This window comes from Streptomyces sp. NPDC027189 (genome assembly GCF_055566975.1).
On the sequence record NZ_JBVHRI010000012.1, the window covers coordinates 102,270 to 126,831 of the forward strand.

Sequence of the window (24,562 nt, forward strand, 5' to 3'; positions counted from 1 at the left end):
AACGCTTGAGGGAATGCGCAGGGCCGTTGCCGAACTGCTCGACGAAGCGCCCGAAAGCATCGGCGACCAGGACGACCTGACCTCCCTGGGGCTGGATTCGATGGGCATCATGCGGCTGGCCGGTGAATGGCGCAGGCAGGGCGCGGAGATCAGGTTCGGCGACCTTGTCGAGCAGCCACGGCTGGGCGAGTGGTGGGCCCTCGTGGACGGGCGTACCGGCGACAACGGGCATACGGGGGACGCCGCCACGGCGCCGGCCGAGGACTCTTTGCCGGCATCGGCCGACGACGTTGTGCCGGCATCGGCCGAGGACTCTTTGCCGGCATCGGCCGAGGACGCTGTACCGGCGTCCGCCGACGATGCTGTGCCGGCATCGGCCGACGACGCTGTGCCGGCATCTGCCGACGAACTCACCGAGGACTCCTCGCCGTTCGACGAGTCGGCCCCCTTCGCCCTCGCCCCGATGCAGCACGCCTACTGGGTGGGCCGTGGCGAGGGACAGGTACTCGGCGACGTGGCCGGTCACTTCTACTTCGAGTTCGACGGACCCGCCCTCGACCCCGTACGGCTCGACGCGGCGGTGCGCGCGCTGACCACCCGTCACGCCATGTTCCGCGCCCGCTTCCTGCCCGACGGCACCCAGCGGATCACCGACCGGCCGACCGGTCTCGGGACCGTGCACGACCTGCGCGGCGAAACCGAGGAGGCCGCCCGGGCCGAACTGGACCGGCTGCGCGAGCGGCTCTCCCACCAGAAGCTGGACGTGGCGGGCGGCCAGGTGCTGGACGTCCGCCTCAGCCTCCTGCCGAACGGCACCGGCCGGGTGCACATCGACGTCGACATGCTGGTCTGCGACGCGCTCAGCTTCCGGATCGCCCTCGCCGACCTGGCGCGTTTCTACGCACACCCCGGCGGGCGACCGGCCCCGCTCGGCTACAGCTATCCGCGCTACCTGGCCGACCGCACCGCCCGGCCGCCCCGGAACCACCAGCGCGACCGCGCCTACTGGACCGGGCGCCTCGACACCCTGCCCGGCGGCCCCCAACTCCCGCTCGCCGGGCCCCCGGAGCGCCTCGACCGTCCCCGCACCACCCGCCGCACCCACTGGCTGCCGCCCGACCGGCGCGAAGCGCTGTCCGCCCGCGCCCGCGAGCACGGTCTGAGCCCGTCCATGGTGCTGGCCACCTGCTACGCCGAGACCCTCGCGGCCTGGAGCGCGGAGAAACGGTTCCTGCTGAACCTCCCGCTGTTCGACCGCGAGCCCCTCCACCCCGAAGTCCCCGCGATGGTGGGTGACTTCACCAGTCTGCTGCTTCTCGACGTCGACGCCACCCGCGAGGAGTCCTTCGCCGACCGGGCCCGCCGGGTGCAGTCGCAGTTCCGCGAGGCGGCCGCGCACAGCGACTTCTCCGGCACCGACGTGCTGCGCGCACTGTCCCGCGTCCGCCCCGGCGCCGCGCTCGCCCCAGTGGTCTTCACCTCGGCGCTGAGCATGGGCGAACTGTTCGAGAAGGACGTGCGCCAGGTGCTCGGCGAGCCGGTGTGGCTCAGTTCCCAGACACCGCAGGTGTGGATGGACTTGCAGGTGGTGGAGCACGACGGCGGCATCCAGCTCAACTGGGAGGCCGTCGAGGCGCTCTTCCCCGACGGCCTCGTGGACGGGATGTTCGCGGCCTGCCGCACCCTGCTCGACCGGCTGACCGACCCGGCCGCCCGCTGGACCGACCCGATGCCCGACCTGCTGCCGCCGGCCCAGCGCGACATCCGCGCCACCGTCAACGCCACCGACCGGACGTACCCCGCGCAGACCCTGCACGCCCCCTTCTTCACCGCCGCCTCGGCCGACCCGGGGCAGCCCGCGCTGCTCTGGGCGGACGGTTCGCTCAGCCGGGGCGAACTCGCCGACCGCGCGCTGCGGCTCGCCGGACTGCTGCGCTCCCAGGGGCTGACCCCGGGCGACGCCGTCATGGTCACGCTGCCCAAGAGCCCGGACCAGATCGTCGCGGTACTCGGCGTGCTCGCGGCCGGCGGCACCTACGTCCCGGTGGGCGTCGACCAGCCCGAGCACCGCCGGGCCAGGATCGCCGCGTCCTGCGGCGCCTGCCTCACCGTGACGGAACAGACCCTCGACCAGGCTCGGTTGGCGTCCCCGCTGCCGGAACCCGGTGCCGTGCCGCCGGCCCGGATCGCGTACGTCATCTACACCTCCGGCTCCACCGGCGAACCCAAGGGCGTGGAGGTCTCCCACCGCAGCGCCGTGAACACCGTGCTGGCGCTCAACGAACGCTTCGGCATCGGCCCCGACGACCGGACCCTCGCCGTCTCGGCGCTCGACTTCGACCTGTCCGTGTACGACATCTTCGGCCCCCTCTCGGCCGGCGGAGCCGTGGTCTGCGTACGGCAGGAGGAGCGGCGTGACGCACAGGTGTGGCTCGACCTCGTCCGCGGCCGTGGCGTCTCGGTCGTCAACTGCGTGCCGACGCTGCTGGAGATGCTCCTGGAGGCGGCCGAGGGAGCCGGGGCCACGGCCGGGGTGAGGGTGGTGCTGCTCGGCGGCGACCGGGTGGGCGCTGATCTGCCCGAGCGGGCCGGGCAGGTGTTCCCCTCCGTACGGTTCGCCGGGCTCGGCGGCACCACGGAGACCGCGATCCACTCCACGGTCCAGGAGGTCACCCGGGCTCCCGTTGAGTGGACTTCGGTGCCGTACGGCGTACCGCTGCCCAACCAGCGCTGCCGGGTCGTCGACCCGCGCGGCCGGGACTGCCCGGACTGGGTGCCGGGCGAGCTGTGGATCGGCGGCGCCTCGGTGGCCGACGGCTACCGCGGGGATCCGGAGCGCACCGCCGACCGGTTCGTGGAGCGCGCCGGGCTGCGCTGGTACCGCACCGGCGACCTGGCCCGCTACTGGCCCGACGGTTGCCTGGAGTTCCTCGGCCGGGCCGATTTCCAGCTGAAGATCCGGGGCCACCGGATCGAGCCGGGCGAGATCGAGGCCGCGGTCAAGGAGCACCCCGCGGTGGCCGCGGCGGCGGTGGTCGCGGTGGGCGGGCCCGTGTCCCGGCTGGCTGCGGCGGTGGTACTGCGGGGGGAGGAGCCGTCTGCGATGCGGGCGGATGAGCCGTCCGTGCCGTCGGCGGAAGGGGCGTCCGAGCCGCGGTTGGAAGCACGGTCGCGGGTGGGAGAGCCGACCGAGCTGCGGGCCGAGGGATCGTCGTGGCCGCCGGCCGATGTGCCCTCCGGGCCGCAGACCCAAGAGTCCGCGCCGCGAGCCGAAGCCCCCTCCGCACCGCAAGCCGAGGTGCTCAGCGCGCCGGCGGCCGATGTGCCCTCCGGGCCGCAGACCCAAGAGTCCGCGCCGCGAGCCGAAGCCCCCTCCGCACCGCAAGCCGAGGTGCTCTGCGCGCCGGCGGCCGGGGTGCTCTCCGGGCCGCAGACCCAAGAGTCCGCGCCGCGAGCCGAAGCCCCCTCCGCACCGCAAGCCGAGGTGCTCTCCGCACCGCCGGCCGGGGTGCTCTCCGGGCCGCAGACCCAAGAGTCCGCGCCGCGAGCCGAAGCCCCCTCCGCACCGCAAGCCGAGGTGCTCTCCGCGCCGCCGGCCGAGGTGCTCTCCGCACCGCGAGGCGAAGCCACCTCCGTGTCGCCGCTGGAACCCCCGGCGCAGCCATGGCCGGAGCTCCTGCGCGAGCATCTCGCGCGGCGTCTGCCGCCCGCCATGGTCCCCGACCGGGTCAAGGTGCTGGACGCGCTGCCGCTGAACGCCAACGGAAAGGTGGACCGGGCCGCCCTGCGGACACTGCTCGCCCGCGAGGCCGGCGACGGCGCCGAGCAGGCCGTCGAGCACGAGGCTCCGCAGGGCCCGGTGGAACAGCAAGTGGCCGAACTGTGGGCCGAGTTGCTCGGCGTCGAGCGAGTGGGGCGCACGGACGGCTTCTTCGCGCTGGGCGGGGACAGCCTGCTCGCCACGCGGCTGCTCACCCGGCTGCGGGCGGCCGGGCTGCACGGGGCCGACCTGGGCCGCCTGTTCGCCGCCCCCGCCCTGCGCGACTTCGCCGCCGGACTCGTCCTCGGCCGGCCCACCCGGCTGCCGCTCGTCACCGCCGACCCCGACCGGCGTCACGAGCCGTTCCCCGCCACCGACGTGCAGCGCGCCTACTGGCTGGGCCGCGGCGCGGACTTCACGCTTGGCGGCGTCGGGTCCTACTGGTACTGGGAGTTCGACGGCCGCGACGTGGACCTGGAGCGACTGGAGAACAGCTGGAACCGGCTGGTCGAGCGGCACGAGATGATGCGGGCCGTCTTCGACGACGACGGCAACCAGCGCATCCTGCCCGAAGTCCCGCGCTTCGGCTTCGACGTCACCGACGCGCCGCCCGGCCGCTCCGAAGAGGCCCTGCGGGCGCAGCGCGCGGCCCTTGACCACCGGGTGTTCGACGTGAGCAGCTGGCCGCTCTGCCATGTCGCGGCCACCCGCTACGACGGCGACCGGACCCGTATCTCGTTCGGCTTCGACTACATCGTGCTCGACGCGCTGAGCATCATGACCCTGTTCTGGGAACTGTCCCAGCTCTACGAGGACCCCGGGGCCCAACTCCCGCCCGTCGACGTCTCGTTCCGCGACTACGTCCTCCAGGCCGCCCCGGACCCCGAGGAGCTTGCCGGGGACAAGGAGTACTGGACCGGCAGGCTGCCCACGCTGCCGCCGGCCCCCGCGCTCCCGCTCGCCGTCGACCCGGAGAAGATCGGCCGGCCCCGGTTCACCCGACGGGAGTTCACCGTTCCGCCCAGGACCTGGCGGGCGATCACAGAAGCGGCCCGCGCCGCGGGACTCACGCCCTCGGCGGTACTCGCCACCGCGTTCGCCGACGTGCTCTCCGCCTGGAGCGCACAGCCCGACATCACCCTCAACCTCACCCTGTTCGACCGACGCGAGGTCCACCCCGACATCAACAACATCGTCGGCGACTTCACCTCGCTGCTGCTGGTCGGCCACCGGCCGCACGCCGGGGAGAGCTGGGCGGGCTCGGCGCGCCGCTTCCAGCAGCAGATCTGGGAGGGGCTGCAGCACAGCTCCGTCTCGGCGCTGTGGGTGCTGCGCGAACTCGCCCAGCGCGACGGCGCCATGGAAGTCGCGATGCCGGTGGTCTTCACCAGCACTCTCGGCGTGTCCGACCGGCTCGCGGATCTGACCCTGCCGTTCGGCGAGCAGGTGCACGGGCTGTCCCAGACCCCGCAGGTGTGGCTCGACTGCCAGGTCGTGGAACGCGACGGCGGCATCTCGGTGAACTGGGACGCCGTGGAGGAGCTGTTTCCCGCAGGTCTCCTGCCCACCATGTTCGCCGCCTACGAGGGGCTCCTCGACAGCCTCGCCCGAACCGACTGGAACCGGCCCGTCCACCCCGAACTCCCCGCCGATCAGGCGGTGGTGCGCGCCGCTGTGAACGCCACGGACGCTCCCATGAGCGGGCGGCTGCTGCACGAGCCCTTCTTCACTCGAGCCGCGACGGACCCCGGCAGGCCCGCGCTGCTGTGGCGGGGCGGCCGGCTGGACCACGGCGAGCTCGCCCGGCGGGCGCTGCGGGTCGGCGGTGCGCTGCGGGCCGCGGGCGTGCAACCCGGCGACCCGGTGGCGGTCACCCTGCCCAAGGGGCCCGACCAGATCACCGCCGTGCTGGGCGCCCTCGCCGCGGGGGCCTTCTACGTGCCGGTCGGGGTGGATCAGCCGCCGGCCCGCCGCGACCGCATCCTGCGTCGCTCCGGAGCCGTGGCCGTGCTGACCGACGTCGACCTGATCGCCCGTACGCAGTGGCCGGACGGCCTGCGCACCCTGGACACCGAGGTCGCCCGTACGACAGGACCGGCCCTGCGCGCACCGGTCTCCGTCAAGGACACGGACCTCGCGTACACCATCTTCACCTCGGGCTCCACCGGTGAACCCAAGGGCGTGGAGACCACCCATCGCGCCGCCGTGAACACGGTCGAGGACATCGGCGAGCGCTTCGGCGTCGGACCCGACGACCGCGTACTCGCCCTCTCCGCCCTCGACTTCGACCTCTCCGTGTACGACATCTTCGGCCTCCTCTCGGCCGGCGGCGTCCTCGTCCTCGTGGACGAACGCGACCGCCGCGAACCGCACCGCTGGCTGGACCTGCTGCACACGCACCGGGTGACGGTCTGGAACACGGTGCCCGCCCTGCTGGACATGCTCTTGGTGGCAGCGGAGGGACTGATTTCGGCCCGTCCGGCGTCTGAGGAGGAGACCGTCAAGGCCGATGGCGGGGGTACGGGGGCGGCAGCCCCCAGGTACGGGACGGGCAGGGGCGGAGGGGGCGCAGCACATGAGGTCCGCAGCTCCCTGCGCCTCGCCCTGGTCTCCGGCGACTGGGTAGGCCTCGACCTGCCGGGACGGCTGGCGGCACAGGAACCCGGCTGCCGCCTGGTGGCCCTCGGCGGCGCCACCGAGGCCGCGATCTGGTCCAACGCGTACCCCGTGGCGGAGCCGCTCCCCGGCTGGCCGTCCATCCCGTACGGGCACCCGCTGCGCAACCAGCGCTTCCGGGTGGTGAACAGTCTCGGCCGGGACTGCCCGGACTGGGTGCCGGGAGAGCTGTGGATCGGCGGTTCCGGGGTGGCCCGCGGCTACCGCGGCGACCCGGAGCGCACCGCGGAGCACTTCGTGGAGCACGCGGGACGGCGCTGGTACCGCACGGGTGACCTGGGCCGCTACCGCCCGGGCGGCATCCTGGAGTTCCTCGGCAGGGCCGACCACCAGGTGAAGATCCGTGGTCACCGCATCGAGCTCGGCGAAGTCGAGGCCGCGCTCCTGGAACACCCCGGGATCGCCCGGGCCGTCGCCCTCACCGTGGGGGAGCGCCCCCGTCACCGCATCGTGGCGTTCGCCGTCGCCGGCGCACCGGCCCCCGAACCCGCCGCCGTACGCGCCGCCCTCACCGAGCGGCTGCCCGGCTACATGATCCCGGACCGCGTCGAGATCGTGGACCGGCTTCCGCTCACCGCCAACGGCAAGGTCGACCGCACCGCGCTGGCCGCCGCCCTCGGCGACGAGGCACCGGTCGCCGACGAGCCGCCCAGGGGAGAGCTGGAGACCGCGGTCGCCGCCCTCTTCGGCGAACTGCTCGGCGTCGAACGGGTCGGCCGCGGCGAGAGCTTCTTCGCCCTCGGCGGCGACAGCCTCACCGCGACCCGCGCAACCGAGCGACTGCACCGCATCACCGGGGTCCGCCTCACCCTGCGCCGGCTGTTCTCGGCGCCGACCGTCGAGGCGCTCGCCCGGCTCATCGAGGAACAACGCAGCGCAACTGCCCTGATCCCCATGGAAGAAGGAGTCCTATGAACCTCGCCGGGCTCTTGGCCGAACTGGAGGCCAGCGGTGTCGAATTGTGGGAGGAATCGGGCAAGCTCCGCTTCCGCGCGCCGCTGGGCGCGCTGACCGGCGAACAGCGTGCCACCCTCAGCGCCCACAAGAGCGCCGTGCTCGGCCACCTCAGGGCCGAACGCGAGCGCGCCACGGTGACCCCGGTCCCCGCCGAGCGGCACACGCCGTTCCCGCTCACCGATGTGCAGACCGCCTATCTGCTGGGGCGCAGGGACGTCTTCGACTACGGATCGGTGGCCTGCCACGCCTACGGCGAGCTGCGGTTCGCCGCTCTCGACCCAGCACGCCTCGAAGCCGCCTGGCAGGCGCTGGTCGACCGGCACGACATGCTGCGGGCCGTGGTCGAGGACGAGGGGGCGCAACGGGTCCTGCCCTCCGTGCCGCCCTACCGCATCGCGGTCACCGATCTGCGCCGCGCGCCGCGCGCCGCCTGTGCGACGGCGCTCGCGATGGTGCGCGAGGAGATGGAGAACCAGGTGCTGCCGACCGGCACCTGGCCGCTGTTCGACCTGCGGATCAGCCGCTTCGCGGACCATGCGCTGCTGCATCTCTCGCTCGACTTCTTGATCGCCGACTACGTCTCCATCCACCTGCTCCTCGACGAACTGCGCACCCTGTACGCCGACCCGGACGCCACCCTGCCCGAACCGTCCATCACCTTCCGTGACTATCTGCTCGCCGAACGCCGACTGCGCCAGGGCCCCCGCTACGAACGCGACCGCGCCTACTGGCTGGAACGCGTCGACGACCTGCCGCCCGCTCCCGCCCTCCCCCTGCGCGAGGGCCCGAAGGCACAGGGCCCTGCCCGCTTCCACCGCCACCAGCTGACCCTCCCGGCCGACCGCTGGCGCGCCCTGCGCGAGCGTGCCGTCCAGCGCGGCCTCACCCCGTCCGGCGCGGTCCTGGCCGCGTACGCCGAGGTGGTGGGCCGGTGGAGCGGGCGGCAGCGGTTCACCCTGGACCTCACTCTGCTGAACCGGCTGCCGCTGCATCCCGAAGTCGGCTCCCTCATCGGCGACTTCACCTCGGTGGAGCTGCTCGCAGTCGACCGCCGGCAGGGCACCACCTTCGCCGAACGCGCCACCGGTGTCCTGGAGCAGCTCTTCGAAGACCTCGACCACCGACTGTTCTCCGGAGTGGAGGTGCTGCGCGAACTCGCCCGCCGCCGGGGCCAGGAGGCGGCCCTGATGCCGGTCGTCTTCACCAGCGCCATCGGGCTCCGCGACAGCGACAGTGACGGGGCGGCAACCCCGGACGGCGATGAACACGCCGTCCCGGACGGGGAGTTGGTGCATGGCATCAGTCAGACCCCGCAGGTGTGGATCGACTGCCAGGCGATGGAGAACCGCGGGACACTCGGCGTCAACTGGGACGTGCGCGACGGCGTCCTCGCCGACTCGGTCGTCGAGGACATGTTCGCCTCGTTCCGCGACCTGTTGGAGCGCATGGCCGACGGCGACGAGGTCTGGGACCTCGCCGCCCCCGTACGGCTGCCCGCCGCGCAGGCGGAGAGCCGGACCCGGGCGAACGCCACCGAGGCGCCGCTGCCCGAGGCGCTGCTCCACGAAGGCGCGCTCACCGCCGCGCTGCGTACGCCGGACGCCCCGGCCGTGATCGCCGGAATCCACCGTCTCACCCACGGTGAACTGGCGGCGCGCGCTGCCGCCGTGGCCCGCGCGCTGCGGGAGAGCGGATGCGCGCCCGGCGACCCCGTCGCCGTCGTGGCGGACAAGGGCTGGGAGCAGATCGCGGCCGTGCTCGGCACCTTGATCGCGGGCGCCGTGTACATCCCCGTCGACACCCACCAGCCGGCCGCCCGTCGCGAGCGCATGCTCAAGGACGCCGGGACCCGGCATGCCCTGGTGCGGTCCGGCACCACCGAACTGCCCGGGGACATCACCGCGATCGCCGTGGACACCCTCGTACCGGAACCGGTGCCGGACCGGCTCCCGGAGCGGCTGCGCGACCCCGACGACCTCGCCTACGTCATCTACACCTCGGGCTCCACCGGCAGCCCCAAGGGTGTGATGATCACGCACCGGGGCGCGGTCAACACCATCGACGACATCAACCATCGCTTCCGGGTCGACTCCGAAGACCGCGTCCTGGCCCTCGCCAACCTGGGCTTCGACCTCTCCGTCTACGACGTCTTCGGCGTCCTCGCCGCCGGCGGCGCCCTCGTCCTGCCCGACCCGGCCCGGCGCGCCGACCCCTCCCACTGGGTCGGCCTCCTGGCCGAGCACGGCGTCACGCTCTGGAACTCCGTGCCCGCCCAACTCCACATGGTCAACGAGTACTTGGGCAGCACCCCCACCCCGCTGCCCCGGCTGCGCCTGGCCCTGCTGTCCGGCGACTGGATACCCGTACGGCTGCCCGACGCGATCCGCGCGAAGGTGCCCGGGCTCCAGGTCGTGTCCCTGGGCGGGGCGACCGAGGCGTCCATCTGGTCGATCCTGCACCCGATCGGCGAGGTCCCGGAGAACTGGCGGTCCATCCCGTACGGCACGCCCCTCGCCAACCAGCGCTTCCACGTGCTCGACGCGGACTTCGAGCCCTGCCCCGACCTGGTCGCCGGCGATCTCCACATCGCGGGAGCCGGGCTCGCCGCGGGCTACTTCCACGACGCGGAGAAGACGGCCGAGCGCTTCGTACGCCATCCGCGCACCGGCGAACGCCTCTACCGCACCGGCGACCTGGGCCGCTGTCTGCCCTCGGGTGAGATCGAGTTCCTCGGCCGCGACGACCGGCAGGTCAAGATCCGCGGCCACCGCATCGAGGCGGCCGAGGTCGAGGCGGCGCTCCAGGCCCACCCGGCGGTGGCCGCGAGCGCTGTCGTCGTCGAGGGCGAACGGCCGCTGGAGCGGCGGCTGGTGGGGTTCGTGGAGACCGCCCGCACGGGAACCGGTGCGCTGCCCGGAAAGGACGGCACCGCGCTCGTGTCCGCCGTCGCGGAGGAGGGCGAGGAGGTCCGCTCCGGCGTCGACGCGGCGCAAGTCGTCGGTTTCGCCCGGCAGTTGGACGAGGCCGCGCTGCTCGCCATGATGGACGTCCTGCAGGACAGCGGCCTTTTCGCGACCTCCGACGCCGACCACCCGCTCGCCGAGATCCTCGCCTCCGCGAAGGTGGCCGCCAAGCACCACCGCTTGGTGCGCCGCTGGCTCGGGGCGCTGGAGCGCGAGGGGTTCCTCGAACACCGGCCGGGCGAGGGCGGCTACCGCGCGGTGCGCCGGGCGGCCCCCGGCGACGTCGAGCGGGCCTGGCGCCGCGTCGACGAACTGCTGCCCTCCGCCCAGGACGGCTCGGAACTCCTTGCGTACTTCCGCAAGGCGACCGCCCACCTCCCGCAACTCCTGCGCGACGAACAGGATCCGGTCCAACTCCTCTTCCCCGAGGGCAGCCTGGACATCCAGGAAGCCGCCTACACGCAGGGATTCCTCAACTCCTACCTCAACCGCATCGCCACCTCCGTGGTCCGCCGCATCGCCGACGAACGCGCGCACCGCGGCACCGTACGGCTGCTCGAGGTCGGCGCCGGCGTGGGCGGTGTCAGCGTGGAGGCGGTGCCCCGGCTGGCCGGCACCGACTGCTCCTACCTCTTCACCGACGTGTCGCAGTTCTTCCTCAACAAGGCCGCCGAGCGGTTCACCGACTTCCCGTGGGTCCACTACGCCCTGTTCGACATGAACGACGACTTCCGCGCCCAGGGCATCGAGCCCAACTCCCTTGACGTCATCCTGTGCGGCAACGTCATGCACTACTCGCGCAACGCCGCCACGGTCCTGGACCGGATGCGGCAGATGCTCGCCCCCGGCGGCTGGCTCGTGTTCATCGAGACCACCCGCGACAACTACCAGATCCTCACCTCGATGGAGTTCCTCTTCGACGCCACCGCGGGTGACTTCGAGGACGTGCGCCAGGGCAAGGACCAGACGTTCGTGGCCCGGGACCAATGGCTCGACCTGATCGCCGGGGCCGGCGGGGAGACCGTCCTGTGCCTGCCCGGCGCGGACGACCCGCTCTCCGCCATCGGCATGCACGTCTTCGCCGCCCGGTTCAAGGCGGACCGTGCCGAGGTGCGCCCCGCGGACGTGCTCGCGCACGCGGCGCAGCGGCTGCCCGAGGAGATGGTCCCCGCGCAGGTCCAGGTCGTCGACGCACTGCCGCTGACCGACAACGGCAAGGTGGACCGCCGCACCCTGCGGTCCTGGCTGGCCTCGCGCCGGGCCGCGCAGCCGGCCCGCACCGCGGACCCGTCGCCGATGACCGATCTGGAGCAGCGGATCATGACGCTGTGGTGCCAGGTCCTCGGTACCCGGAGCGTGGGCAGGAACGAGACGTTCTACGAGGCCGGCGGCGACTCACTGCTCGCGGCGCAGCTCGTAGGCAGCCTGCGCGAGGAGATTCCGGAGGCGGAACACGCCCTCTTCGACGAACTGCTGCGCGAACTCCTCAACGGGGCCAGCATCTCCCGGCTGGCCGAGACGCTGAGCACGGCGCCCGCCGCTCCCGAGCCGACGAGGGACATGCCGCAGCCTGCCGTCCTTCCGCCGGGGCCGCTCGCACCCGCCGACGGCGCGGACGACTGGCTGTGGGCACCGCAGCGCGAGGGCTTCCCCGCCACCGGCGGCTACGCCGAGCTGTGCGAGGCCCTGGAGGACGCCGGGCCCCTGGTCGACGCCTCCGCCGCGCACCCGCTCACGGCCTACGGGGAGGTCGCGCCGTCCGCCCTGATCGCGCGCGTCGCCCACGACCGCGCCCGGCTGCTGCGCGGCACCGGATACACCCGGTTCCATCTCGTCGGCGCGCACAGCGGAGCCCTGCTCGCCGCCGAGACCGCCCGGCAGCTCACCGAGGGCGGCGCCGACGTCGAACTCACCGTGATCAGCAGTTATCCGCTGCCCGCACTGGTCGAGGACCCGGTCTTCGCGGAGTACCTCTTCGCCCTCGGCAGCGGACTCGACCTGCGCGCCCTCGGCTTCCCGGACCAGCAGCGCAGCGGAGCGGCCCTGGCGGCGGTGCTGGCCCGGACCCCGGGCCGCGTTCCAGCGGACGCGCCGGCCCGGCTCGACGGCGAACTGGCCGATGTGGCCGCGGTGTTCGCCCGCCGCGCCGCGCTGCCGGCGGTCGACCGGCTGGCCGAGATCGCCGCGGCCCTCGGCCTCACCGCGGAGGCGGTGCGGGAGCGGTACGCCGCCCAACGCGGGCTCGCCGAGGCGGCCGCCCACCACGAGGCCGACCCCTACACGGGTGACATCACCCTGCTCGTCCACCGGGACGAGACCCCGCTGTGGCCGTCGCTGCGCGCGGACATGACCCGGTACTGGGGCGACCTCTGCCTGGGCCGGCTCCGGACGCGGGACATCCCCGGTGACCACTTCGGCTGCCTGTCCGCCGAGCACGTGCCGGACCTGACCGCCGTACTCACCGCACTCCCCGCACACCAGGAGGACCACACGTGACCACGACGATCGCCGTCCTCGGCGGCTACGGCGCAGTCGGCGCGGTCGCCGCGCGGGAGATCGCCGCCGCACACCCCGCGTCGAGGGTGCGGATCGGCGGCCGCCGCCTGGACGAGGCCACCCGGTACGCCGAGCACCTGGGCGGCCGGGCCGAGCCCCGCGCCGTCGACCTGACCGATCCCGCCTCCCTGACCGCCTTCTGCGCGGACTGCCGGATCGTGGTCAACTGCGCGGGGCCCTCCTACCGGGTCCTCGACACGGTCGCCGCGGCGGCGCTCGCCGCCGGTGCCGACTACGTCGACGCGGGCGGCGACGAGCCGGTCCACCAGGCGCTGTCCGCACGGGACTTGGCCGCCCGGGGCCGCACCGCCGTGCTGACCGCGGGCATGATGCCCGGCCTCACCGGCCTGCTGCCGCGCTGGCTCGCGGCCCAGGGAGTCGAAGAACCCGAGCGGCTGCTCGGCTACGTCGGCACCATGGACCGGCTCACGCCCGCCGGCGCGGGGGACTACCTGCTCAGCCTGGGCGGCGCCTACGGCGAGGCCCAGTCGGCATGGCGGGACGGGGCCCGGGTGCTGCGCGCCCTCGTCCCGCTCGCCGACACCGAACTGCCCTTCTTTCCCGGCACGGTGAGCGCGTACCCCTATCTCAGCTACGAGGTCGAGCGGCTCGCCCGCGCCCTCGGCCTGACCACGGTCGACTGGTACAACGTCTTCGACGGCGGCTCGCGCATGCTGAAGGCCCTCGGCCGGCTCCAGGGCGCCATGTCCGGACAGAGCGCGCTGGAACCCGCCGCGCGGGAGCTCATGGAGGCCGCCGCCCTCGACCTGTTCGGCCGGGACCCGTACCAGCTGTTTGTCCTGGAGCTGACCGGCCGGAATGCGGGCCGCCCCGCGGTGCGCAGCCTGGTGCTGCGCGGCTCCGACACCTACGAGCTGACCGGTACGGTCGCGGCCGTCGCCACCACCGCCGTGCTCACCGGGAGGGTCCCCGGCGGGGTGCACTACGCCGCCGAGGTCCTCGACCCCGGTCCCGTCGTCGAACGGCTCAGGGCGCTGCCGGCCGTGTCCGCCCTCGACGTCTTCGTCCGGCCGGTCGAAGAGGTGTGCGACACGGAGGAGGGCGAGCTGTGAGCCCGTCGACGGGCGGGGGTCGGCCTCAAGTCGTGGTGTGCGGAACCAAGTTCGGCCGGATCTACCTGGCGGCCACCGCGCGCGCCGACTCGCCGTACCAGCTGGCCGGAGTCCTGGCCCGGGGCAGCGAACGCTCCACGCGCATTGTCCGGCACTACGGCGTACCGCTCTTCACCGACCCGGAACAGATCCCCAAGGACGTCGAGGCCTGCTGTGTGGTGGTCGGCGCGGGCATCAACGGCGGCCCCGGCGCCCGGCTCGCCGAGCAGCTGATGGGCCGCGGCCATCACGTACTCCAGGAACACCCGTTGCACGGACGCGAGTTGACCGACTGTCTGCGTACCGCGCGGGAGCACCGGGTGGCGTACCGGCTGAACACCCACTACGTGCACGTCGAGCCCGTACGCCGGTTCATCGAGACGGGCCGTCGGCTGCTGGCCCGGCAGCGCGCCCTGCACATAGACGCGGCCTGCGCGTTCCAGGTGCTCTACACCCTGCTCGACATCCTGGGCCGCACACTCGGCGGAGTGCGCCCCTGGGCCTTCGGCAAGGTTGCCGAACTGCCCCAGGATGTATGTCAGTTGGCGTCGTCGGAGCCCGTCCATCGCAGTCTGGACGGGGTCGTCGCCGGGGTGCCGTGCACGCTGCGGCTGCAGAACGACATGGACCCTGCCGACCCCGACAACCACACCCACCTCTTCCACCGCATCACCCTCTACACCGAGGGCGGCAACCTCACCCTGCTCAACACCCACGGCCCGCTTCTGTGGAGCCCCCGCCCCCATATGCCGGACGACATGCGGGACACCGTCCGCATGGAGGAGTCGACGGCCGCGCACTTCGGCCTTCCCAGCGCGCGGCCACTGGGACCCGAGACCTCCCCGGACTACCGGGAAATCCTGCGCGACCTGTGGCCCCAGGGTGCGGCCCGCGCGCTCCAGGCACTGCGCCACGACATCGAAACCGGCGCGGACCCCGGCAAGGACGGCCAGTACCACCTGACGCTGTGCCGGCTCACCCGCGACATCACGGACCGCTTCGGACCGGTCCGGCTGCACCGGGACACGCCCGCGCCACAGGTTCTGGCCGCCGCGGACCTCACGGACGGCCCGCCCACTCCGCGGGCCGGAAACGCCGTGCCCACTCCGAGGACCAGTACCGCCGTGCCCACTCCGAGGACCCGTACATGAACACCGCGACGACCACCGGAAGTTCCTCCTACGACACCTGGTTCCGCCGCTACTGGCCACGACCGGGGGCGCGGCGCCGGATCGTCGTGTTCCCGCACGGCGGTGGCTCGGCCAGCTTCTACCGCACCCTGGCCAAGCGGGTCCTGGCCGCGGCCGAACCGCTCATCGTGCAGTACCCCGGGCGCGAGGACCGCCTGGAGGAACCCCACATCACCGACATGGCGGAGCTGGCGCGGCGGATCAGCGACGCGATCCTGCCCGCCCTCGACCGGGACGTCGTCCTGTTCGGGCACAGCATGGGAGCCGCCGTCGCCCACGAGGTGGCGCTGCGCCTGGAGACCGTGCACGGGGTGCGCCCGGCGATGCTGTGCGCGTCCGGGCGGCCCGCGCCCCGCCACCACAAGCCCGGCTCCAAGCACCTGGACGACGAGACGCTGTGGGACGAGCTCTCCCGGCTGGGCGCCACCCCCTCGCTGCTGCTGGGCAACGCCCAGGTCCGCCGGGTCGTCCTGCCCACCCTCAGGGCCGACTACCGGCTCGTCGAGCGCTACCGGCCCCGCCTCGACGCGGTGCTGTCCTGCCCGGTCGCTGCCTGCGTCGGCGACCGCGACCCGGAGGTGACGCCCGAGGAGTCCGAGGCGTGGGCCGAGATGTCCCGCAGTGGATTCAGCTTCCGCCTCTTCGAGGGCGACCACTTCTACTTCCGCGGCCAGGAGGACGATCTCGCCACCTGGCTGCTCAGCACGGCGGACCGGGAGGCAGCGTGATCGTCAGGCCCACAGTCGAGGCGTACGCGGAAGAGCACTCCACCGGCGAACCACCCCTGTTGGCCGCACTCGCCGAGGAGACCCGCACGGTCTGCACGCTGCCGCAGATGATGGTCGGCCCGCTGGAGGGTCGCCTCCTCGCGATGCTCGTCCATCTGCTCCGGCCGCGCACGATCCTGGAGATCGGCACCTTCACGGGGTACTCGGCGCTCAGCATGGCGGCCGAACTCCCACCGGACGGACGCCTGGTGACGTGCGAGCTGGACCCCACGCACGCGGAGATCGCCCGCCGGCACTTCGACGCATCCCCGTACGCCGACCGGATCGAGCTGCGGCTCGGACCCGCGCTGGAACAGCTCAAGACCCTCGAAGGGCCCTGGGACTTCGTCTTCATCGACGCCGACAAGACCGGGTACGGCGCCTACTACGACGCCGTACTGCCGCAGCTCGCCGAGCGCGGAGTCATCGCCGTCGACAACGTCCTGCAGTTCGGCGGGGTGGCCAATCCCCTGGACGACAAGCCCGACACGGTGGCGCTGCGGGCCTTCAACGAGAAGGTGCGCGACGACCCGCGGGTCGAGCAGGTGATCCTCACCGTGCGCGAGGGCGTCACCCTCATCCGGCGGGTGTAATTCCGCGTTCTTTACGGCCGTTGAAAGAAATCTCTCGACCGGGGCCGAGTACTCGTAGGCTTCCGGTGAGCCGCTGGAAAGCCACGAAAAAGGCCCGGCAGAGAAAGCGAGCGCGAGTTCTCCATGAGCCTCGACGGAAAGACCTTCCTCGTCACCGGAGCCGGCAGTGGTATAGGACGCGCGGTCGCCCGGCGCCTGCTCGACTCCGGAGCCCGGGTGACGCTCGTCGGCCGGCGCGTGGCCCTGCTGAAGGAGACCGCCGGGCCGTACACCGACGCGTACGCCCTGGCGCATCCCGCCGACATCAGCCGCCCCGCTGAGGCAGACGGCGCGGTACGCACCGCCCTCGACCGCTTCGGCACCCTGGACGGCCTGGTCAATAACGCGGGTCTGGCCCGGTTCGGCCCGCTCGCCGAGGCCGATCCGCACGACCTGGACGCCATGCTCGGCGTCAATCTGCTGGGCCCCGCGCACCTGATCCGAGCAGCGCTGCCGGCGCTCCGCGCCGGCTCGGGCTCGGTGGTGAACGTGACGTCCGTGGGCGGGACGCTGGCCATGCCGAACCGCGCGATGTACGGCGCGTCCAAGGCGGCGCTCAACAGCCTCACCCGCTCCCTGGCGCGCGAACTCGCGCCGCTCGTCCGCGTCAACGCCGTACTGCCGGGCCCGGTCGACACCCCGATGTACGACGATCTCGGACTCACCCCGGAAAGAGTCGGAAACCTGCGCAAGGACATGGTCGAGAGCACTCCGCTCGGCCGATTCGGAAAGCCGGAGGAAATCGCCGTCTGGGTGTGTCACCTGCTCGACCCGGAAGTCTCCGCGTGGGTGACCGGCGCGCTCATTCCCGTTGACGGTGGGCGCACTTCGTAATGCCAGAAAAGGCCGAGGGAGAAGAACAGAATGAGCACTGAGGAATCCACCACGATCTACGGCCGCGAAGAATTCAAGCGGGTCGACGTCGGTGCCGCCATGCGCGACGGCCACCCGGACATCAGCGACGGCGACCAGCTCATCGTCGACCTGGTCGCGAAGAAGCGGGAGACGGCCGGACGCCCGCTGACCGTCATCGACGTCGGCTCCGGCTCCGGTGTGCTCTCCGAGCTGCTCGCGCAGCGGCTGCCCGACTGCCGGGTCGTCGCCAACGAGATCGCGGCCAACTCGGCGCGCCAGGCCCGGGAACGGCTCGCCGGCCACCCGAACGCCGAGGTCTTCACCGACTCGTTCGTGGACTGGCGGAAGCCGCTGGACATCATCATCTCCTGGGGCAGCCACCACCACCTGCCGCACAGCCACCTCCGGCACGCCCGCGAGCTGCTGGGCGAGTCGGGCAGCTTCATACTCGGCGACGAGTTCTGTCCCGAGTACTGCACCCCCGAGGACGTACGGCGGCTGAAGGGCGCGGAGGTCATCGAGCTCGGCGGCGGCCATCTGCTGGCCAGCCATGAGGAGATCGAGGCCTACGCCAAGGACGGTACCGTTCCCGAGTGGTCCCGCGTCCTGGAGGACCGCCGCCGCAGGACCCTGTGGAACTGGTACAAGTTCGTGATCGACTACGCGATCGAGCGGGACCACTGGCCCGTCGCCATCGCGGAGATGCAGATCACCAAGGACGACATGGTCACGGCGTTCGAGGAGGAGCACAAGCTCTCGCCGCTCATCGTGGAGCACGAGCTCGCCGTCAACGGCTTCGAGCAGATCTCCAAGCACGTCATCGGAGACCGGCCGGCCGAGCTGCAGAGCTTCTTCATCTACGAGTTCGTCCCCGGCAACGACGGGGGCAACGACGGGACCGACGGCAGCAACGGTGACGGCCGCGGTAACGGCGGCCACTGATGGATGAAATATCCGGGACATCCCGGGCCGGCACCATCCCCCCGTCGTGCCTGCACGAGGTCTTCCGCGCCGCGGAGGACCGCGAGCGGGCCACGGGGCGGCCGGTCATCAAACTCCACGTCGGGGAGCCCTACTTCCCGCCGCCGCGCGAGGTCGCCCTGGCCGTGGAGCACGCCGTGCACCACGGCCAGACCGCCTACACCTCCGCGGAGGGCATGCCCGCGCTGCGCGAGGCGCTGGCGGTCAAGCTGGAGACGGAGAACGGCCACCGCACCAGCCCCGACCGGGTGTTCGTCACCCCGGGCTCCTGCCAGGGACTCGCCGCGCTCTTCCAGTCCCTGGCCAACCGGGGCGACGAACTGCTGCTGCCCGAACTCCACTGGCCCATCCACCTCCAGCAGGTCCTGCTGGCCGGCTTCCAGCCCGTGTTCTACGCCCTCGGGCCCGGCTACCGGCCCAGCCCGGAGGCGATCCGCGCCGCCATCACCCCTCGCACCCGCGCCGTACTCATCAACTCCCCGGCCAACCCGACCGGCGCGGTCCTCGGCACGGAGCTGATGGAGGGCATCCTGGAGCTGGCGCGGGAGCACGACCTGCAGATCATCAGCGACGAGGCCTACGAGCACTTCGTGTACGAGGGCGAGCACGTCTCCTTCGCCTCCCTGGAGCACGGCCTGCCCGAGTGCGAACGGCGCGTCTTCAGCACCTTCACCTTCTCCAAGAGCCTCGCCATGACGGGCTACCGGCTGGGGTACGTGGTGACCCCGAACCCGGCCGCCGCCCATGCCCTGCGCGTGGTGCAGGAGGCGAGCATCATCGGCCCGTCGACCCCGGTCCAGTACGCCGGGCTCACCGCGCTCAAGGCACGCGACAGTGCCCGGGAGAACGCCAGGATGGTGCGGGCCAACCGGGACCGCGCCCTGCCCGCCCTGCGCGACGCGGGTCTGCTCGGCGAACTCCCGCAGGGCGGCTGGTACGCCGTACTCGACCTCGGCCCCGTCGGGGTGGACGCGGACTCCTTCGCCGCGGGGCTGCTGGAGAAGTACGACGTCGGGGTGGCACCGGCCGCCGGATTCGCGCTGCGTCCCGTGCTGTCGGACGACGGCCGGATCCTCTCCGCCGCCCCCGCGCCCGACAGCAGGAGCCTGGTCCGGCTGGCGTTCTGCGGCGACCCCGCCGAACTCGACACCGGGGTCGAGCGGCTCCTCGCCCACGCCGCCGACCTCCGGTCCCGGGGCGGGGACCCGTGACCGGCCCCGACTACGCGGGCTATCTGCGCCTGGAGCGGCTGCTGTCGCTCCAGGTGCCGCTGCGCCCTGCCGACGACGACACCGCCACCGGCTCGGCCGAGCTGTTCTTCATCGTGGCCCACCAGACCAGCGAACTCTGGCTCGCGCAGGCCCTGCACGACCTGGACGCCGCGACCGAGGCGCTCACCGACGGCGGCCGGCCGGGCGCGGCGGACGGTATCGAGTCCGCGCTGGAGTATCTCGCCCGGGTCGCGGAGGTGGTGCGCATCCTGGAGGACACCGTACGGCTCCTGGAGCGGCTGCCGGTCCGGCAGTTCGCCGCGTTCCGGCCCCACTTGGGCACCGCAAGTGGGGCTCAGTCGCAGGGATTCCACGCACTGGAGGTCAGACTCGGGACGGCCGACGACGACGAGAGCCCGCTGTACCGGGCCTTCCTCAAGGCCCTCGCCACCCGGGGCACCAGCGTGGAGGAGGTCTGCGCACGCGGCGCTTCCGGCGCGGGCCCGCCCCACCGGCTCGCCGAGACTCTGCTCGACATCGGCTACCGCTTCTGGCACTGGAAGCTGGCCCACCTGGCACTGGTGGACCGCACGGTGGGCGGGCTGGCCGGCACGGGTGGCACCGCGGGCGCGGCCTATCTGGCGAGCCGTATCCGCATGCCCTTCCCCGAGCTGAGGGCCGTCCGCGAGGGGCTGCACAGACGGGACGAGCCGCACGGCCGGACGAACCCCACCGCCTGCCCGCACGGCCCCTCGTGAGGCCCGTGCCACCGAACAGGCCCAGCAGAGCTCCGCAAGGGGACGGCACCACCACTTCCTAGGCCGCGTCGCGCCACACCTTCACGTCCAAGGTGGCGTACGTCGTCCCGGACGAGCCCCGATACGTCACGAGCCCCACGTGCCCCGTCCCGCTGGTGACGCACATCTGCTGACCGACGGTGAGGTCCTTGACCCAGATGTAGCTCTTGTAGCCGGTCGCCGCTTTGCACGCGTCCAGGCCGCCCTGCCGCCCCACCGGCAGCAGGGCAAGTGAGCTGCCGGACGTGGTGCCGGGGGCGACGACCGCGCCCGAGGAGTAGACGGCGTACGTCAGATCCTCGTCGGAGCTCCCGGTGTCCGCCTTGGACCGCACCGGGGTGTCCCCCAGATACAGGTCGTGGCTGGCGGTCATCCGGATCCCCGGGTAACTCACCGGGACGGGGGCCTTCGGGGCCGTGGGCTCGCTGGACGCGGCGCCCGCAGGAGGCGAGGTCGCGGCCCGCGTGGGCGTCGGGGGCCCCGAAGGGCTCGGAGGCAGCGCGGACTTGGCGGGCTTCGGCTTCTTCGAGGCCGTGGTGGACGGGGAGCCGGACGGCGACGGCGACGTCCTGGCGGTCTGGGCCGACCGTGACGCGGCCACCTCCCGCGCCCGGTCGTCGCTCTTGCCACTGTCCCCCGGGACGAGCAGCAGAGCGGCGGTCGCCCCACAGGCGACGAGCACCACGGCGGCCGCCGCCAGCATCCAGACCCGGCCCCTGCCACCGTTGCCATCCGTGGCCACCGAGGAGGTCTGCGCGGCGGCCGGCTCCTGCGGCCCCGCGGGCGGAGCGTATGCCCCCGGCGCGGCCGGATGCCCCATCACAAACGGTCCGGGCAGCGCGGCATGGGACGGCGAGGTGGGGGAGTAGGCCATCGGGGTGGGGGGTCCGAAACCGCCGGGCGTCGGCCCGGATCCGGCGGGCGCGGGTCCGAAACCGCCCGGTGCGGGTCCGGAACCGGCGGGCGTCGGCCCGAAGCCGCCGGGTGTCGCTTCGGAACCGCCGGGTCCGAGAGGGCCCGGAGCCGCTCCCGCCCGGGCCTGATCGGCTTCTTCGGTCCGAGCCGCGATCCCCGCCGCCAGCTCTCCTGGCAGCCACGCTCCGGAGGCGTACCGCGCATCGTCACCACGTTGCGCCTGGATCGTCTGAACGGAGCGGATGACCTCCTCGACGGAGGGTCGCTCGGGGGCGGGCTTGCGCAGACACCAGGCCACCAACTCGCGTATCTCACCCGGCACATGACTGAGGTCGGGCTGCTCGTGCACCACCCGGTAGAGCACCGCATGCGGGTCCCCGTCCCCGAAGGCGGCACCGCCCGTCGCCGCGAACACGGCGGTCTGCCCCAGTGCGAACACATCGGCCGAGGGCGCGGCCTCGGCGCCGAGCACCTGCTCCGGTGCCATATAGGCGACGGTGCCGAGCGCCGTTCCGCTCTGCGTCACCGACGTGGCATCCGCGGCACGCGCCACACCGAAGTCGATGACGCGCGGCCCGTCTGCGGCGAGCAGCACGTTCGACGGCTTCAGGTCCCGGTGCACGATGCCCTCGCGATGTACTGCCTGCAGTGCCTCGGCGACACCGGCGATCAGCCGCAGCACGGTGTCGACGGGCAGCGGCCCGTGGTCGTGCACCGCGTCGGCGAGGGACGGCCCCGGCACATACGCGGTCGCACACCACGGCATGGATCCCTCGGTGTCGCTGTCCACGACCGGAGCCGTATAGAGCCCGTGCACCCGGCTCGCCGCCGCCACCTCGGCCCGGAACCGCTTCCGGAACTCGGCGTTCTCGGCAAGCTCCGGCCGGATCACCTTGACCGCGACGGCCCGCCCGCCCGGCGTGTGCGAGAGATAGACCCGCCCCATACCGCCGGCCCCGAGCCGTGCCGTCAGCCGATAACCGCCCACGACCTGCGGATCGCCGTCCTCCAGCGGCTGGAAACTCCCCGCGCCGGGCTCACCGTTGCTCAACACGCCCCACTCCACCCCAAGATCTGCTCGCGGGTCCCATTGCATCACGGGTCCCTCGCGTCCCGCTGCGGAGTCCGTCGCAGGCTCCCCAGGGGCCTCCAGAGGCGCCGTCGCCGGGCGCGCTCCCGGGGTCCTTCGCGGACGCTTTGGAGAGTGAAGAGCCACCTCACCGTCAAGTCGACGGCCGGTGACAACGCGCCCGCGCCGCCGTGCGGTGACCGCAAAGACCCGGGAGAAGTCGCACGAATGCCGCCGCACCGCTCCTGGCCTGCGCTCGGGCCGGCCGGATCGGGTGCGGCGGCATGCTGTCGAAGGGTTGCTCAGATGTCCCGGAAGATCTCGATCTGTGCGCCGATCGTGTTGAGCCGCTCGGCGAGGTCCTCGTAGCCGCGGTTGATGACGTACACGTTCCGCAGCACGGACGTGCCGTCGGCCGCCATCATCGCCAGCAGGACGACCACGGCGGGTCGCAGCGCGGGCGGGCACATCATCTCGGCGGCGCGCCAGCGGGTCGGGCCTTCGACCAGCACACGGTGCGGGTCCAGGAGTTGGAGCCGGCCGCCGAGGCGGTTGAGGTCCGTGAGGTAGATCGCCCGGTTGTCGTAGACCCAGTCGTGGATCAGCGTCTTGCCCTGCGCGGAGGCCGCGATGGCCGCGAAGAAGGGGACGTTGTCGATGTTCAGGCCGGGGAACGGCATCGGGTGGATCTTGTCGATCGGCGCCTCCAGCTTGGAGGGCCGGACGGTCAGGTCGACCAGACGGGTACGGCCGTTGTCGGCGAAGTACTCCGCCGTGCGGTCGTGGTCCAGGCCCATCTCCTCCAGGACCGCGAGCTCGATCTCCAGGAACTCGATCGGCACCCGGCACACCGTCAGCTCGGACTCGGTGACCACCGCGGCGGCCAGCAGGCTCATTGCCTCGACCGGGTCCTCGGAGGGCGAGTAGTCCACGTCGACGTCGATGTTCGGCACGCCGTGCACGGTGAGCGTGGTCGTGCCGATGCCCTCGACCCGTACGCCCAGGGCCTCCAGGAAGAAGCACAGGTCCTGGACCATGTAGTTGGAGGACGCGTTGCGGATGACCGTCACGCCGTCGTGGCGGGCGGCGGCGAGCAGCGCGTTCTCGGTCACGGTGTCGCCGCGCTCGGTCAGCACGATCGGGCGGCCGGGGGAGACCGAGCGGTCCACCTGCGCGTGGTAGAGCCCCTCGGTGGCGGCGATGTCGAGACCGAAGCGGCGCAGCGCGATCATGTGCGGCTCGATCGTGCGCGTGCCGAGGTCGCAACCGCCCGCGTACGGCAGCTTGAAGTGGTCCATACGGTGCAGCAGCGGGCCGAGGAACATGATGATCGAGCGGGTGCGGCGGGCCGCCTCCGCGTCGATGGCCTCCATCTCCAGCTCGCTCGGGGGCACGATCTCCAGATCGACCCCGTCATTGATCCACCGGGTGCGGACGCCGATCGAACCGAGCACCTCCAGAAGGCGGTACACCTCTTCGATACGGGCGACGCGGCGCAGCACCGTGCGCCCCTTGTTCAGGAGCGTCGCGCACAGCAGCGCCACGCACGCGTTCTTGCTGGTCTTGACGTCGATCGAGCCGGACAGACGACGTCCGCCGACGACGCGCAGATGCATCGGACCCGCGTAGCCCAGTGAGACGATCTCACTGTCCAGGGCTTCACCGATTCGGGCGATCATCTCAAGGCTGATGTTTTGGTTGCCGCGCTCGATGCGATTGACGGCGCTCTGACTGGTGCCGAGCGCCTCGGCAAGTTGCGACTGTGTCCAGCCCCGGTGCTGCCGGGCGTCACGGATGAGCTTGCCGATGCGTACGAGGTAGTCGTCTGCCATGGCGCGACCGTATATCGGATGTGAGATAAACAAAAATGGAGCGCGTCCTTCCGGGTATCGGACGTCATGAAGCGCTGGTCGCAGGGGAGTTCGGGCGCCGTGTTCCGGGAGAGCGGCGACGGTGGCGGGACACCCGGGCGGCTGCCGCTTGGGGTCGCCGCCGACGAGTGCCGCGAAGGGGCGCTTCCATGACGGTTCGTCGGCCTTGAGGTCTTTTATGTCGAGTTCGGCCGCTTCGTCGGTTACCGCGCGTACCGCGGTGGGTCATGGCGGCGCGGGTGGAGCCGGG

General features: G+C 72.4%; 12 protein-coding genes. 10 read left to right on the plus strand and 2 right to left on the minus strand.

What is annotated here, in order from left to right; translation table 11 throughout:
- The first annotated feature begins 13 nt into the window (after positions 1-13).
- The 10 genes from ACZ4RZ_RS27210 (at position 14) to ACZ4RZ_RS27255 (ending at position 20,418) form a co-directional block, all read left to right on the plus strand.
- The gene (locus ACZ4RZ_RS27210; protein ID WP_467748398.1) at positions 14-7,351 is read left to right on the plus strand and encodes an amino acid adenylation domain-containing protein; all 7,338 of its coding nucleotides are present in this window, start codon (positions 14-16) and stop codon (positions 7,349-7,351) included.
- Positions 7,348-12,852: an amino acid adenylation domain-containing protein gene (locus tag ACZ4RZ_RS27215; RefSeq protein WP_467748400.1), complete on the plus strand. Its 5,505-nt coding sequence runs from the start codon at positions 7,348-7,350 to the stop codon at positions 12,850-12,852. The genes ACZ4RZ_RS27210 and ACZ4RZ_RS27215 overlap by 4 nt, the downstream gene beginning before the upstream one ends.
- The gene (locus tag ACZ4RZ_RS27220) at positions 12,849-13,985 is read left to right on the plus strand and encodes a saccharopine dehydrogenase NADP-binding domain-containing protein (protein WP_467748402.1); all 1,137 of its coding nucleotides are present in this window, start codon (positions 12,849-12,851) and stop codon (positions 13,983-13,985) included. The genes ACZ4RZ_RS27215 and ACZ4RZ_RS27220 overlap by 4 nt, the downstream gene beginning before the upstream one ends.
- A complete protein-coding gene (locus tag ACZ4RZ_RS27225) occupies positions 13,982-15,175 on the plus strand; it encodes a Gfo/Idh/MocA family oxidoreductase (RefSeq protein WP_467748404.1) in 1,194 nt (397 codons plus the stop codon). Before ACZ4RZ_RS27220 ends, ACZ4RZ_RS27225 begins: the two co-directional genes overlap by 4 nt.
- Complete coding sequence (locus tag ACZ4RZ_RS27230; RefSeq protein WP_467748406.1) at positions 15,172-15,942, plus strand: thioesterase II family protein; 771 nt, start codon at positions 15,172-15,174, stop codon at positions 15,940-15,942. The genes ACZ4RZ_RS27225 and ACZ4RZ_RS27230 overlap by 4 nt, the downstream gene beginning before the upstream one ends.
- The gene (locus ACZ4RZ_RS27235) at positions 15,939-16,574 is read left to right on the plus strand and encodes an O-methyltransferase (protein ID WP_467748408.1); all 636 of its coding nucleotides are present in this window, start codon (positions 15,939-15,941) and stop codon (positions 16,572-16,574) included. Before ACZ4RZ_RS27230 ends, ACZ4RZ_RS27235 begins: the two co-directional genes overlap by 4 nt.
- A gap of 123 nt (positions 16,575-16,697) precedes the next feature.
- Positions 16,698-17,447: an SDR family NAD(P)-dependent oxidoreductase gene (locus ACZ4RZ_RS27240; protein WP_467748410.1), complete on the plus strand. Its 750-nt coding sequence runs from the start codon at positions 16,698-16,700 to the stop codon at positions 17,445-17,447.
- Positions 17,448-17,477: 30 nt separating this feature from the next.
- Positions 17,478-18,410: a class I SAM-dependent methyltransferase gene (locus ACZ4RZ_RS27245; RefSeq protein ID WP_467748412.1), complete on the plus strand. Its 933-nt coding sequence runs from the start codon at positions 17,478-17,480 to the stop codon at positions 18,408-18,410.
- Complete coding sequence (locus ACZ4RZ_RS27250; protein ID WP_467748413.1) at positions 18,410-19,660, plus strand: pyridoxal phosphate-dependent aminotransferase; 1,251 nt, start codon at positions 18,410-18,412, stop codon at positions 19,658-19,660. Before ACZ4RZ_RS27245 ends, ACZ4RZ_RS27250 begins: the two co-directional genes overlap by 1 nt.
- On the plus strand, positions 19,657-20,418 hold the full coding sequence (locus tag ACZ4RZ_RS27255; protein ID WP_467748414.1) for a tryptophan 2,3-dioxygenase family protein: 762 nt from the start codon (positions 19,657-19,659) through the stop codon (positions 20,416-20,418). Before ACZ4RZ_RS27250 ends, ACZ4RZ_RS27255 begins: the two co-directional genes overlap by 4 nt.
- Before the next feature lie 58 nt (positions 20,419-20,476).
- Here the strand turns inward: ACZ4RZ_RS27255 and ACZ4RZ_RS27260 are convergent, their stop codons facing one another.
- Together ACZ4RZ_RS27260 and ACZ4RZ_RS27265 are read right to left on the minus strand one after the other, a co-directional pair.
- On the minus strand, positions 20,477-22,426 hold the full coding sequence (locus ACZ4RZ_RS27260; protein ID WP_467748416.1) for a serine/threonine-protein kinase: 1,950 nt from the start codon (positions 22,424-22,426) through the stop codon (positions 20,477-20,479).
- A 317-nt stretch (positions 22,427-22,743) separates the two neighbouring features.
- Entirely contained in the window at positions 22,744-24,273 is a 1,530-nt protein-coding gene (locus ACZ4RZ_RS27265; RefSeq protein WP_467748418.1) for a helix-turn-helix domain-containing protein, read from the minus strand.
- Positions 24,274-24,562 lie beyond the last annotated feature (289 nt).